Source organism: Streptomyces sp. MGP-BFMKR1 (assembly GCF_057766585.1).
This window is the reverse complement of record NZ_CM173408.1, coordinates 5,733,385-5,746,310: the sequence shown is the minus strand read 5'-3', so window position 1 is coordinate 5,746,310 and position 12,926 is coordinate 5,733,385. Positions and strand designations below refer to the sequence as shown.

The 12,926-nt window shown below is 71.1% G+C and carries 14 protein-coding genes; 8 read left to right on the top strand and 6 right to left on the bottom strand.

Features of this window, described 5'->3' with window-relative positions; genetic code table 11:
• The first annotated feature begins 141 nt into the window (after positions 1 to 141).
• On the top strand, positions 142 to 621 hold the full coding sequence (locus AC3CHW_RS22710; RefSeq protein ID WP_459249875.1) for an SsgA family sporulation/cell division regulator: 480 nt from the start codon (positions 142 to 144) through the stop codon (positions 619 to 621).
• 17 nt (positions 622 to 638) lie between these two features.
• Here AC3CHW_RS22710 and AC3CHW_RS22705 read toward each other — a convergent pair whose 3' ends face one another.
• The 3 genes from AC3CHW_RS22705 to AC3CHW_RS22695 all read right to left on the bottom strand — a co-directional run bounded on the left by AC3CHW_RS22705 (position 639) and on the right by AC3CHW_RS22695 (position 3,177).
• Entirely contained in the window at positions 639 to 1,052 is a 414-nt protein-coding gene (locus AC3CHW_RS22705; RefSeq protein WP_222625257.1) for a VOC family protein, read from the bottom strand.
• Positions 1,053 to 1,306: 254 nt separating this feature from the next.
• Positions 1,307 to 1,591, bottom strand: coding sequence for a hypothetical protein (locus tag AC3CHW_RS22700; RefSeq protein WP_398610772.1), 285 nt, complete (start codon positions 1,589 to 1,591; stop codon positions 1,307 to 1,309).
• Between the two features lie 218 nt (positions 1,592 to 1,809).
• Positions 1,810 to 3,177, bottom strand: a complete 1,368-nt coding sequence (locus AC3CHW_RS22695) for an FAD-binding oxidoreductase (protein WP_488467674.1) — start codon at positions 3,175 to 3,177, stop codon at positions 1,810 to 1,812.
• Between the two features lie 422 nt (positions 3,178 to 3,599).
• On the opposite strand from AC3CHW_RS22695, the gene AC3CHW_RS22690 reads away from it, so the two are divergent.
• The gene (locus AC3CHW_RS22690) at positions 3,600 to 3,890 is read left to right on the top strand and encodes a hypothetical protein (protein WP_176161867.1); all 291 of its coding nucleotides are present in this window, start codon (positions 3,600 to 3,602) and stop codon (positions 3,888 to 3,890) included.
• A gap of 189 nt (positions 3,891 to 4,079) precedes the next feature.
• On the opposite strand, the gene hppD is transcribed toward AC3CHW_RS22690, so the two are convergent.
• A complete protein-coding gene (gene hppD, locus AC3CHW_RS22685) occupies positions 4,080 to 5,225 on the bottom strand; it encodes a 4-hydroxyphenylpyruvate dioxygenase (protein ID WP_176161868.1) in 1,146 nt (381 codons plus the stop codon).
• Between the two features lie 208 nt (positions 5,226 to 5,433).
• Here hppD and AC3CHW_RS22680 point away from each other — a divergent pair, with 208 nt between their 5' ends.
• From AC3CHW_RS22680 to AC3CHW_RS22655, 6 genes are all read left to right on the top strand, one after another.
• Positions 5,434 to 5,901, top strand: a complete 468-nt coding sequence (locus AC3CHW_RS22680) for an Lrp/AsnC family transcriptional regulator (RefSeq protein ID WP_176161869.1) — start codon at positions 5,434 to 5,436, stop codon at positions 5,899 to 5,901.
• 15 nt (positions 5,902 to 5,916) lie between these two features.
• Positions 5,917 to 6,564 (top strand): ABC transporter permease, encoded by a 648-nt coding sequence (locus AC3CHW_RS22675; RefSeq protein WP_176161870.1) that lies wholly within the window; start codon positions 5,917 to 5,919, stop codon positions 6,562 to 6,564.
• Positions 6,565 to 6,670: 106 nt separating this feature from the next.
• A complete protein-coding gene (locus tag AC3CHW_RS22670; RefSeq protein WP_488471139.1) occupies positions 6,671 to 7,906 on the top strand; it encodes a betaine/proline/choline family ABC transporter ATP-binding protein in 1,236 nt (411 codons plus the stop codon).
• On the top strand, positions 7,903 to 8,766 hold the full coding sequence (locus tag AC3CHW_RS22665) for an ABC transporter permease (RefSeq protein ID WP_488467673.1): 864 nt from the start codon (positions 7,903 to 7,905) through the stop codon (positions 8,764 to 8,766). Before AC3CHW_RS22670 ends, AC3CHW_RS22665 begins: the two co-directional genes overlap by 4 nt.
• On the top strand, positions 8,763 to 9,821 hold the full coding sequence (locus AC3CHW_RS22660) for a glycine betaine ABC transporter substrate-binding protein (RefSeq protein ID WP_488467672.1): 1,059 nt from the start codon (positions 8,763 to 8,765) through the stop codon (positions 9,819 to 9,821). The genes AC3CHW_RS22665 and AC3CHW_RS22660 overlap by 4 nt, the downstream gene beginning before the upstream one ends.
• A 200-nt stretch (positions 9,822 to 10,021) precedes the next feature.
• Complete coding sequence (locus tag AC3CHW_RS22655; RefSeq protein WP_488467671.1) at positions 10,022 to 10,816, top strand: helix-turn-helix domain-containing protein; 795 nt, start codon at positions 10,022 to 10,024, stop codon at positions 10,814 to 10,816.
• Positions 10,817 to 11,029: 213 nt separating this feature from the next.
• Here AC3CHW_RS22655 and AC3CHW_RS22650 read toward each other — a convergent pair whose 3' ends face one another.
• Both AC3CHW_RS22650 and AC3CHW_RS22645 read right to left on the bottom strand, forming a co-directional pair.
• Positions 11,030 to 11,809, bottom strand: coding sequence for a S16 family serine protease (locus tag AC3CHW_RS22650; RefSeq protein WP_187062829.1), 780 nt, complete (start codon positions 11,807 to 11,809; stop codon positions 11,030 to 11,032).
• Between the two features lie 182 nt (positions 11,810 to 11,991).
• Positions 11,992 to 12,630, bottom strand: a complete 639-nt coding sequence (locus AC3CHW_RS22645; RefSeq protein WP_176161876.1) for an IclR family transcriptional regulator — start codon at positions 12,628 to 12,630, stop codon at positions 11,992 to 11,994.
• Between the last annotated feature and the right edge of the window lie 296 nt (positions 12,631 to 12,926).

Here is a 12,926-nt window from a genome sequence, read left to right as displayed (position 1 = left end):
TCAGAAAAAATTCCGACTGAATGTGGGAACTCGCGTAATGGTGCGGGGGGTAGCGCGCTCTAACCCATGCGGGTCGCCACGCGGCGGCTCGTGGTCCACGCAACCAAGCCAACGCAACGCAGAGCAGAGAGGGCGCACCGCATGCACACCGTGGTGGAACGAGAACTGGAACTGAACCTGGTGCTGTCTCCCGAGCGCAGCATCCCCGTACCGGCCAAGCTGGTCTACCGCACGGACGAGCCGTACGCCGTGCACATCACCTTCCACGTCGGCTCCGACTCCCCCGTCAACTGGACGTTCGCGCGCGAGTTGCTCGTCGAGGGGGTGTTTCGCCCGTGCGGGCAGGGCGACGTGCGCGTGTGGCCGACCAAGGTGGACGGGCGCAGTGTGGTGTGCATGGCGCTGAGTTCGCCGGACGGGGACGCGCTCCTGGAGGCGTCGGCGCCGATCGTCTCGGCCTGGCTGGAGCGGACGCTGCGGGCGGTGGCGCCGGGGTCGGAGAGCGAACGGCTCGGGATCGACGACGCGCTGAGCGAGTTGCTGACGCCGACCCCGGGCGACGACTGGTGGCTGCACGGCCCGTGGCCCTCCGACGATTCGCCGGAGGGCCACGGGGCGTAGGGGTGCGGGTGCGAAGGTCAGCTCCCCGGCCCCTCGCTGACCGTGAGGAACTCGATGGCGTGCCCGTCGGGGTCGTCCACGTACAGGCCGCGCCCGCCGGAGCGGTGGTTGAGCTGCCGCGGCCCCTGGTGCCCCGGGTCCGACCAGTAGGGCAGGTCGCTCTCCCGGACGCGGGCGTAGATCCCGTCGAACTCCTCCTCGGAGACGAGGAACGCCAGGTGCTGCATGACGATCTGGTCGGGCTGGACGATGAAGTCCGCGTAGTCGATCGTCAGGCCGCCCTCGACGGGCACGGCGACGAAGGGACCGAACGGCTCGGGGTCGGGGGCGCCGAGCAGGTGGGTGAGGAAGCGGGCGGATGCGGTGCTGTCGGTGCTGTGCATGATGGTGTGGTCAAGGCGCGCCGGCACGATGCCTCCTACGGTGCTCATTTCCCGGCTGGAGCTGGGTCGTTGACCCTCTTCGACGGTAGGTCGGTGGCCACCGCACGGGAATCGGTCCTTCGCCGTACGACCCGCGTCCCGCGACTCGCGGGCCTTCGGCAAAGGTGCCGGGCGGGGGCGTACGACTTCGGACCGGGCGCGGGTCCTCGCGGGAGGGGCACGGGGCGCCGCGGACCATCGCGGACAGGCAAAAGCCCAGTACTCACGTCGCGGTGAGCACTGGGCTTCAGCAGTACGCGAGATCAGTCGCGGTCGAGGTGCGCCAGGAACTTGTTGTGCTTGACGTTGTTCTGGGTGTTGGTGTGGGTGTTGTTGTGGGTCTTGTTGTGCACGTTGGTGTTGATGTCGTCGAAGATGGTCGGAGCGTTCACCTTGGTGGTGTGGTTCACGTCGTCGATCTCGGTGACGACCTTGGTGCGCTCCGAGTCGCCGGTGATGATGTCGGCCGAGGCCGTGCTCATGGCGCCGGCGCCGGCGACGAGGGCCGCGGCGGTGGCGGCGGTAGCGAAGATCTGGCGAATGCGCATTTCCTGCTCCTTACGCGGGGTGTGACAGACCAGGCCAACTAAACAACCGCGAGGAGCGATAGCCGCCCATGACACCACGCATCTCCTGAATTAGCCCCAAATGGACCATAGTTGCGATAGTCCGCTGGTCGGGACACCGGCCCGGACTCCCACGGGCGCGGCGCGGAGCGCGCGGGCGAGCGGGCGTGCCGGGCCGGGGTGCGTGAACGGCGGGCGGATCAGAAGAGCTTGCCGGGGTTGAGCAGGCCCAGCGGGTCGAAGACGGCCTTGATCCCGCGCTGCAACTCAATGCCCACGGGACCGAGTTCGCGAGCCAACCACTCCTTCTTCAGCAGGCCGACGCCGTGCTCGCCGGTGATCGTGCCACCGAGTTCCAGACCGAGGGCCATGATCTCGTCGAAGGACTCGCGGGCCCGTCGGGCCTCGTCGGCGTCGGCGGGGTCGAAGCAGACGACCGGGTGGGTGTTGCCGTCCCCGGCGTGCGCGCTCAGGCCGATGGTGAGGTCGTGCTTGTCGGCGATGGCGGCCGTTCCGTCGATCATGTCGGCCAGTCGCGACCGGGGCACGCACACGTCGTCGATCATCGTCGCGGACTTGAGGGCCTCAAGGGCGGGCAGCGCCTGGCGCCGGGCCTGGAGCAGCAGCTCCGACTCGGCGGCGTCCTCGGCGGGCACCACCTCGGTGGCTCCGGCCTCGGCGCAGATCCGGCCCACGGCGGCGAGGTCCGGGCCGGGGTCGGGGGTGTCGAACGCGGCGAGCAGCAGCGCCTCGGTGGACTCGGGCAGTCCCATGTGGGTCAGCGCGTTCACGGCGCGGACACTGGTGCGGTCCATCAGCTCCAGCAGCGCGGGCGCGTGCCCGCGTTCCATGATCGCGCAGACCGCGTCACAGGCCGCGGCAGCCGAGGGGAACTCGGCGGCCAGCACCCGTTGTTCCGGCGGTGCCGGCCGCAGCCCCAGCACCGCGCGTACGACGATCCCGAGGCTGCCCTCGGAGCCGACGAAGAGTCTCGTCAGGTCGTACCCCGCGACGCCCTTGGCGGTGCGGCGACCGGTGCTCAGCAGCCGCCCGTCGGCGAGCACCACGTCGAGGCCGAGCACGTATTCGGCGGTCACCCCGTACTTCACGCAGCACAGCCCGCCGGAGGCGGTGCCGATGTTGCCACCGATGGTGCACTGCTCCCAGCTTGAGGGGTCGGGCGGGTAGTACAGGCCCTGCTCGGCGACGGCGCGGGAGAGGACGGCGTTCACGACGCCGGGTTCGACGACGGCGATCCGGTCCACGGCGCTGATCTCCAGGATGCGGTCCATCTTGGTCAGCGAGAGCACGATGCTGCCGTCGGACGCGTTGGCCGCGCCGGACAGGCCCGTGCGCGCGCCCTGGGGGACGACCGGGACGCGCAGGGCGGTCGCCGTCCGCATGACGTGCTGGACCTGTTCGACGGTGCGCGGCAGGACGACGGCGGCGGGGCTGCCCGCCGCGCAGAAGCTCGCCATGTCGTTGGCGTACGAGCGGGTGATGCCGGGGTCGGTGAGCACCGCTTCGGCGGGCAGTCCTGCGCGCAGTCGCGCCACGAGAGCGTTCATACGTCCAGCCTGGCACCGGTGCCGCCGGGGCGGAAGGTGCCCTGTCCGGCCGCGCCGCCGGCCGCCCCACCAGCGGCCGGGCGGCCGACGGTCCGGGGGAACGCCACGCGGGCGAGGCCGGGACCGGGTGGCGGGGGCGCCCTTCCGGGGCGGAACCGAGCCGGGGCGGCCAGGGGTACGAGCCGTCGACAACCGGGGCAAGCGACTCACAGGGCGTGGTCCGTACGGAAAGGACACAGAACCGCACGTATACGCAGGAGGAGCGAAAAGGTCACGCTGTCGCACCCACTTGGCGGCCAGAAACGGTGCGATGGGATGAACGATCGTCCTTGCCGACAACCGGTCGCGAGGAGCGCAGTTAGTGACTGTGCTGGTGCCTACACGGCGCCTAGTGCCCAACGCATACCAAGGAAGGTCACCTCATGAACACCAAGAAGGTGCTCGCGGGCTCGATGCTCAGCCTCGCCGCCGCTGGCTTCGCCGTCACCCCGGCGACGGCCGCCGAGGCCGAGGACACCGGCCGCTTCGAGCAGAACATCCAGATCATCGACGATCTGTGCCCGACCGTTCAGGACATCGACGTCCTGGTCATCGAGGTGCTGGACGAGGCCCGCACCAACCAGTGCAACACGATCCACGACAAGGCGGCGCAGATCGACAACTCGGACGCCCCGGGTCTGCCGATCGGGCTGCTGGGCTCCGCCGTCAACTAACAGCGCTGAGCCGCCAGCGCTGTTACCTGGAGGCATCCTCCAGGCAGAACGGCCCCTGGGTTCCGTGGCCCTCCTCCACGGGCCTTGGGGCCTTCTCCGTGCCCGGGCCCCCCACGGGGGGCCCGGGTTTTCGCCTGTCCGCGCGCACGGCGAGCGGCGGGCCGGCCCACGGGAGGCCGGCCACGGGGCTCAGAGGTTGCCGCGGCGCTCCTGCTCGCGCTCGATCGCCTCGAAGAGGGCCTTGAAGTTGCCCTTGCCGAAGCCCATCGAGCCGTGGCGCTCGATCATCTCGAAGAACACGGTCGGCCGGTCCTGCACGGGCTTGGTGAAGATCTGCAGCAGGTAGCCGTCCTCGTCGCGGTCCGCGAGGATCTTCAGCTCGCGCAGCGTCTCGATCGGCACCCGGGTCTCGCCGACCCACTCGCCGAGCGTGTCGTAGTACGAGTCGGGGGTGTCGAGAAACTGGACCCCCGCCGCGCGCATGGCCCGTACGGTGGAGACGATGTCGTTGGTGGCCAGCGCGATGTGCTGCACGCCCGGGCCGCCGTAGAACTCCAGGTACTCGTCGATCTGCGACTTCTTCTTCGCGATCGCCGGCTCGTTGAGCGGGAACTTCACCTTGCGGGTACCGTCCGCGACGACCTTGGACATGAGCGCGGAGTACTCGGTGGCGATGTCGTCGCCCACGAACTCCTTCATGTTGGTGAAGCCCATGACCTTGTTGTAGAAGCCGACCCACTCGTCCATCTTGCCGAGTTCGACGTTGCCCACGCAGTGGTCGATGGCCTGGAAGGTGCGCTTGGCCGGCGGCTCCACGATGGGGTTGGCGGCGACGAAACCGGGCAGGTAGGGACCGTCGTAGCCGGAGCGCTCGACGAGCGTGTGGCGGGTCTTGCCGTAGGTGGCGATGGCGGCCAGGACGACGGTGCCGTGGTCGTCCTTCACCTCGTGCGGCTCTTCGAGGCCGGTGGCGCCGTGCTCCAGGGCGTAGGCGTACGCCGCCCGGGCGTCCGGGACCTCGATGGCGAGGTCGATGACGCCGTCGCCGTGCTCGGCGACGTGCTCGGCGAGGAAGCGCCCGCGGTCGGTGGTGGGCTTGATGACGGAGGTCAGCACGAATCGGGCGCTGCCCGACACCAGCACGTAACTGGCGGTCTCGCGGCTGCCGTTCTCCGGTCCGGAGTAGGCGACGAGCTTCATGCCGAAAGCCGTCGCGTAGTAGTGGGCGGCCTGCTTGGCGTTGCCGACGGCGAAGACGACCGCGTCCATTCCCTTGACCGGGAAGGGGTCGGCCTGCCTGGCCGTCTCGGGGGACTGATCGATGGTCTCTGTCATAGCCGCAGACTCCCCCCGATCCACAAGGTGCGCAATAGTTTGCGCATCCCCTGGACAACTTGACTAGCAGTTCCAGAGTTTCGCCGGACGATCTGTACAGGATGACCATCACGGAGGTGGCCGGGTCGCATGGGCATAAGACGGGGTGCACGAGCCGCGGAACGCGGATACGCGGAACGCGGAGAGGCAACAGGCGGGGGAGGCTGTCATGGGGATTGACCGACTGGACGGTCGGCTGATCGAACTGCTCGCCGAGGAGCCGCGGATCGGCGTCCTCGAGGCGTCGCGCCGGCTCGGCGTGGCGCGCGGCACGGCGCAGGCGCGCCTTGACCGGTTGCAGGCGGCCGGCGTGATCCGCGGGTTCGGGCCGCAGGTGGACCCGGCGGCGCTCGGCTATCCGGTGACGGCGTTCGCGACGCTGGAGATCAAACAGGGGCAGGGCGCGGACGTCCGCAGCCACCTCCAGACGGTGCCCGAGGTGCTGGAGCTGCACACCACGACCGGCCACGGCGACATGCTGTGCCGCCTGGTGGCACGCTCCAACGCCGATCTCCAACGGGTGATCGACCGGGTTGTGGGCTTTGATGGCATCGTGCGGGCCTCGACGGCGATCGTGATGGAGAACCCCGTCCCGCTCCGGATCATCCCGCTGGTGAAGCAGGCGGCCGATGACTGATCGAGGAGAGACGCGATGAGCTTTTGGGAGTACGTCGGCAACCGGCGCACCCAGTTACTGCTGGACACCTACCAGCACGCCAGCGCCGTCTTCCAGTGCATGGTGGTCGCCACGGTCCTCGGGGTGCTGCTGGGCGTCCTCACCTACCGCAGCGAGTGGGCCGGAAACCTCGCCATCACCGTCACGGCGACCATCCTCACCGTGCCGTCCCTGGCCATGATCGGCCTGCTCATCCCGATCACCGGGCTCGGCGTCGCGCCGACGGTGACCGCGCTGGTCCTCTACGGGCTGCTGCCCATCGTGCGCAACGCGATCGTGGGGCTGCGCGGCGTGGACCCCGACCTGGTGGACGCCGCCAGGGGGCTCGGCATGTCCCGGCTGTCCCGGCTGGTGCGGGTCGAGCTGCCGCTGGCCTGGCCGCCCATCCTGACCGGCATCCGGGTCTCCACGCAGATGCTGATGGGCATCGCCGCGATCGCCGCGTACGCCTCCGGGCCTGGCCTCGGGAACGAGATCTTCCGTGGCATCTCCTCGCTCGGCAGTGCCAACGCGGTCAACAAGGTCATGGCCGGGACGCTCGGCATCGTGTTGCTCGCGCTGGTCTTCGACGCCGTGTACGTGCTCATCGGACGCCTGACCATTCCCAGGGGGATTCGTGCCTGACACCAGCAACGGCCAGCCCGGCGGCCAGCCCGCCCAGGCCGCCGACCGGCCCAGCGGCCAGCCCACCGGCAACGCCCCCGCGCGGGGCGCCACCACCGGGGCCACCATCGAGCTGGAGAACCTCACCAAGCGCTACCCGGGCAGCGAGGCGCCCGCCGTGGACAACGTCAACATGGAGATCAAGGCCGGCGAGACGGTGATCTTCGTGGGTCCCTCGGGGTGCGGCAAGTCCACCACGCTGAAGATGATCAACCGGCTGATCGAGCCGTCATCGGGCCGCATACGCATCGGCGACGAGGACGTGACCGGCATAGACCCGGTCAAGCTCCGCCGCAAGGTGGGTTACGCCATCCAGTCGTCGGGCCTGTTCCCGCACATGACGGTCGCGCAGAACATCGCCCTCGTACCGAAGATGGTCGGCTGGTCCAAGGCCCGTGTCGCGGCCCGCGTCGAGGAGATGCTCGACCTGGTCGGGCTCGACCCGCGGGAGTTCCACGACCGCTATCCGCGTCAGCTCTCCGGCGGCCAGCAGCAGCGGGTCGGCGTGGCCAGGGCGCTGGCGGCCGATCCGCCGGTGCTGCTCATGGACGAGCCGTTCGGCGCGGTGGACCCGATCACCCGCGACCACCTCCAGGACGAGCTGATCCGGCTCCAGCACGAGCTGCACAAGACCATCGTCTTCGTCACCCACGACTTCGACGAGGCGATCAAGCTGGGCGACCGGATAGCGGTGCTGCGGGACCGCTCGCACATCGCCCAGTTCGACACGCCGGAGGCGATCCTCACCAACCCGGCCGACGACTTCGTCTCCGGGTTCGTCGGCGCCGGGGCCGCACTCAAACGGCTCAATCTGACCCGGGTACGCGACGTGACGGTCGAGGACATCCCGACCGCGGTGATCGACGACCCGTTGCAGACCATCTTCGACCTGTTCCGGTCGGCCTCGATCAACGAGGTACTGCTCCTCGACCGGCACCGGCGCCCGTACAAGTGGCTACGCAGAGGCGACCTCAGCCGCGCCAAGGGGTCGCTGGCCCGCGCCGGCACGCTCGTCGCCGACACGGTGACCCGGGACGCCACGCTGCGCGACGCGCTGGAGGCGGTGCTCACCGACAACGCCGGCCGGGTCCCGGTCACCGGGCGGCGCGGTGAGTACACCGGCGTGGTCGACATGGAGACGCTGATGAACTCCGTCCACGAACTCCTGGAGGCGGACCGGCTCGACGCCGTGGAACACCAGCACCAGTTGCACGAGGCACGCTCGCACCAGACCCACCTCGAACAGGAGGGCGCCGCCGGTGGCAGCACGCCGCGCGGGCCGGGACAGGAGGCCGGCGCATGAGCCGCGCGGGCACCCAGGGACCCGGCGGGCGAGCCGGGCGCGCGGGGACGGACCTGCCCCCGCCGGACGAGACACGGGCCGTGGACGTCGAACGCAGGCCGCCCGCACCCGCCGCCCAGCCACCCCGGCTGACCTGGCAGAAGCTCACCTTCCTGCCGGCCACCATCGCGATCGGGCTGCTGGCCACCTGGCTCTGGTTCCGCGGCGCCGAACTGGACTCCATCGCGCGCAACGCCATCGCGGACGGCAACGTGTGGCTGCGGCTGCGCCAGCACGTCGAGCTGACCGCCATCTCCACGTTCTTCGTGCTGATCATCGCCATTCCGCTGGGCATCGCGCTGACCCGGCGCCGGCTGCGGCCCGCGGTGCCGGTGGTGCTGGCCATCGCCAACATCGGGCAGGCCACGCCCGCGATCGGGCTGCTGGCGCTGCTGGTGATCTGGCTGGGCATCGGCACCAAAGCCGCGCTGGTCGGCATCGTCGCGTACGCGGTGCTGCCGGTGCTGGCCAACACCATCGCGGGGCTGCGGGCCATCGACCCGACGCTGATCGAGGCCGCGCGCGGCATCGGCATGTCGGCCGTCGGGGTGCTGCGCAAGGTGGAGCTCCCGCTGGCCGTGCCGCTGATCCTGGCGGGCGTGCGTACCGCGCTGGTGCTCAACGTCGGCACGGCGACGCTCGCGTACTTCGGCGGCGGGGGCGGGCTCGGCGACCTGATCGCCACCGGCATCAACAACCAGCGCATGCCCGTCCTGGTGCTCGGCTCCATCCTCACGGTGGCGCTCGCGCTGCTTGTGGACTGGCTGGCCTCGGTGGTCGAACTGCTGCTGCGCCCGCGCGGGCTTGAGGGGGACGCATGAGGATGCCGGGGGTACGCGGGAGGGGCCGGCGGGCGGCCACGGGCCGACGGCCGGCGACGGGCCGACGGCCGGCGGGTCGCGGCCGGGCCACGCTCGGCGTCGGGCTCGCGGCGGCGCTGCTGGCCCCGGCCCTGCTCAGCGGCTGCGGGCTGCACAGCGGCAGCATGATGGTCGACGACGTGGAGCCGGGCACGATAGGCCGCGGCAAGCCGCTGGAGGGCGCCAACCTGACGGTGACCTCGAAGGAGTTCACCGAGAACATCATCCTGGGCCAGGTCATCGGCATCGCCTTCCAGGCGGCCGGCGCCAAGGTGCTCGACCGGACCAACATCCAGGGCTCCATCGGCGCCCGGGAGGCCATCAAGTCGGGCGACGCGGACGCGATGTACGAGTACACGGGCACCGGATGGATCACCTACCTGGGCAACGAGAAGCCGATCGTCGACCCACGGGAGCAGTGGCGCGCCGTGCGCGCGGCGGACCGGAAGAACGGCGTCGCCTGGCTGCCGCCGGCCAGCCTCAACAACACGTACACGCTGACCGTCAACCAGGCGAACGCGGAGAAGTACGGCGTGCGCACCCTGTCCGACGTCGCGGCGGCGACCCGGCGCGACGGGTCGCTCAAGCTGTGCGTGGACACCGAGTTCGCCTTCCGTGACGACGGGCTGCCCGGCATGCGCAAGGCGTACGGGATGCGGTGGCCGGGTTCGCGGGTGCGCAAGATGGAGGCCGGCGTCATCTACCGCGAGGTACGCAAGGGCTCGGCCTGCACGTTCGGCGAGGTCACCTCGACCGATGGGCGCATCCAGGCGATGAAGCTGGTGGTCATGGAGGACGACAGGCACTTCTTCCCCAACTACAACGCCGCCCCGGAGATCCACGGCAAGACGCTGGAGAAGCACCCCGAGATCGCCGAGGTGCTCAACCCGATCACCGCGAAGCTGACCAACGCGGTGGCCCAGCGGCTGAACGCCAAGGTGGACGTGGACGGCGAGGACCCGCACGACGTGGCGCTGGACTGGCTGGTGGCCGAGGGCTTCGTACGGAAGGGCTGAGCGCCCCCCACGCCGGCGCTGGCGCTGGCACCGGCACCGGCTTCGGTGCCGGCAAGGGCCCCGGTCGCGTTCCCCCGTGGGGCGTGGCCGGGGCCTCGTCGTGCCCGAACGCAGGGGCTCCACCTGCGGAAACTCTCTTGCAAAGAAAGTCATGCAAAGAAAGCATTGCAAGGCTTTCTTTGCAAGCTTACGGTGGCCGTATGAGCACCCGCGAGGTTCCCTCCCCCGACCCCGACCCGAGGCCCGCCACGGGCGGGGCGACGCCGCCGCTCCGGCAGCTCGACGCGCGGTCGCTGCGCGGCCTGGCCCATCCGTTGCGGCTGCGGCTGCTCGAGGTGCTGCGGCACGACGGTCCGGCGACCGCCTCCCGGCTCGCGGACCGGCTCGGCGAGTCCAGCGGCGCCACCAGCTACCACCTGCGCCAACTCGCCTCGTACGGCTTCGTCGCCGAGGAGACCGGGCGCGGCACGGCACGCGAGCGCTGGTGGCGGGCGGTGCACGAGGGCATCCAGGTCAGCGACCCGGAGACCTTCCTCGGGCACGACGACCCCGCGGTGCGCGGCGCGCTCGACCTGATGCTGCACGAGATCGCCAGCATCCACACCAGCGAGCTGTCCACCTGGCTCGGCTCGATGCACACCTGGTCCCAGGAGTGGCGCCGCCGAGGCGACATCAGCGACTTCACCCTGTGGCTCACCCCCGAGGTCGCGGGCGAGTTGGGCGAGCGGCTGCGCGAGGTCATCGACGACTACCGGGACCGGGTGCCGGCCGACGCCGACGGCGCCGCCTCCGTCCGGCTGCACCTGCACGCCTTCCCGCGCGAGGGCGGCCAGCGGCACGTCGCGCGGGAGGAAGCCGCGCGAGACGGCGAGAGCGTACGAGACGACGGCACCGCACGGAAGCCCGGGACCGCACGGGAGCACGGGAGCGTACGAGACGACGGCACCGCACGGGAGCACGGCACCGTACGAGACGACGAGGAGGAAGCGACATGACGCACGCCGACATCCACGCGGCCACGCACGACTACCGCGCCCGCGAACTGCGTGCCCAGGCGGCCACCTGGCGGCTGGCGCACGGTCGGCCGCCGGCCGGGGCCGCCGGACGGGCCGGGCCGCGCGACCGGGCCGGCGAGGGCTGGGCCTGGTTGCGCGACCGGTGCGGCTGGGCCCTGGTGGGTCTGGGGTTGCGGCTGGTCAGCCGGCCGCTCAGCAGCTCGGGACCGCTTTACCCGCCGCGAGGGCCCGGAGGGACGACACCGCGTCCTTCAACTCCTTGACCGGGATGAGCTTGAGCCCCTTGGGCAGTTCCTCCGTGACGTCGGAGCACTGCTCGCGGGGGACGAGGAAGACGCTGGCGCCGTCGCGCTTGGCCGCCTTCGGCTTGAGGCCGACGCCGCCGACCGGGCCGACCTTGCCGTTCGCGTCGATCGTGCCCGTACCGGAGATGATCCGGCCGCCGGTGAGGTCGCCGCCTCGGCCGTCGCCGTCCAGCTTGTTGATGATGCCGAGGGTGAACATCAGCCCCGCGCTCGGGCCGCCGACCTTGGCGAGCCGCAGCGTGACCTTCACGTCCTTCGGCGAGCGGTGCAGGTACCCCAACGCCGCCTGGACCGCGGAGTCCTGGGACTCCTTCATCTCCTCGCGGTTGTGCTTGTCCACCTCCTTCGGCGAGTCGCCGACCGGGTAGACGGAGTCGCGCGGCATCACGGCGCGCCCCTCGTTGAACCAGCCGCTGACCACGTCCTTGAGGCGGATGTCCGCGTCCGGGCCGGTGGCGACGATGGCCGTCATCCGCAACTGCCCGCTGGTCTCCCGGGTCGGGGCGCCCTCGATGGTGATCACCGGCTGGCCACGGTCGGAGCCGAGCACGTTCGCGGTCAGCCCGGGGTAGGCGATCGAGAACGGCAGCGGCGCGAACGCGGCGACCGCGAGCAGGGCGACGACGAGCGTGGAGCAGACCGCGAGGATGCGAGCGCGAGGAGACACGTCCGCCACCCTAAAGGACGGCGACGTTTCCCCGGCCGGGCAGGGCCGACCGGGGCCGGGCACGGCAGGGCAGCGCCGCGGGGGCCGGCGCGGCGGATCGCCCGCGCCGGCGCGTGGCGCGGGCGATCCGCGGCCCCGGGCGCGTGGCGCGGCGACGGCGGCCCCAGGCGCGTGGCCGGCGCTCAGCGCAGGGCGTCCGCGACCTCCTTCGCGGCCTCGACCACCCGGGGGCCGACCCGCTCGGGCACCGAGTCGGTCAGCATCACCACGCCCACGCTGCCCTCGATGCCGGTCACCCCGAGCAGCGGCGCGGCGGCGCCGCTCGCGCCGGCCTCCAGCTCGCCGTGGGTGAGGGCGTAGCCGCTGTCGGTCAGGCCGTTGCGGGCGGCGAGGATGGCCCGGCCCGCGGCGCCACGGTCGAGCGGGTGGCGGAAGCCGGCGCGGTAGGCGACGTGGTAGTCCGTCCAGGTCGGCTCGACGACGGCGACGGCGAGCGCCTCGGCGCCGTCCACCAGGGTGAGGTGGGCGGTGGCGCCGATGTCCTCGGCGAGCGCGCGCAGCGCGGGCATGGCGGCCTCGCGCACCAGCGGGTGCACCTGCCGGCCGAGCCGCAGCACGCCGAGGCCGACCCGGGCCCGGCCGCCGATGTCCCGCCTGACGAGGGCGTGTTGTTCGAGCGTGGCGAGCAGGCGGTAGACGACGGTGCGGTTGACGCCGAGCTTGTTGGACAGTTCGGTCACGGTCAGACCGTGGTCGGTGTCGGCCAGGAGTTTGAGGACACGCAGCCCTCGATCGAGCGTCTGAGAGGTCTCCGCGGTCACGACGCCCCCTTCTCGGGTGAGAGGCGGCCGATTCCGGTTCAGCGCCACCGGTCCCATCGGCAGCGCGCGGAAGAGGCCACCGGTCGCGGTTCGCACGCACCGGCCGCGCTCCGCGGCGGCGCTGCCACGGGGCGTGTGCGTGGGGGAACGCTAGCGAGCGGGTTCGCTCAGCGGAAGAGCTCGTCCACAATCCGGTCAACTGCGCGACACCTCGCGCCCGGCGTGCGCCCCGATATGGGCCGATGGCCCGCATTCGGCAGGTCGAGCCGGTGACGTACGGGAGCGCGGAGGGGCGC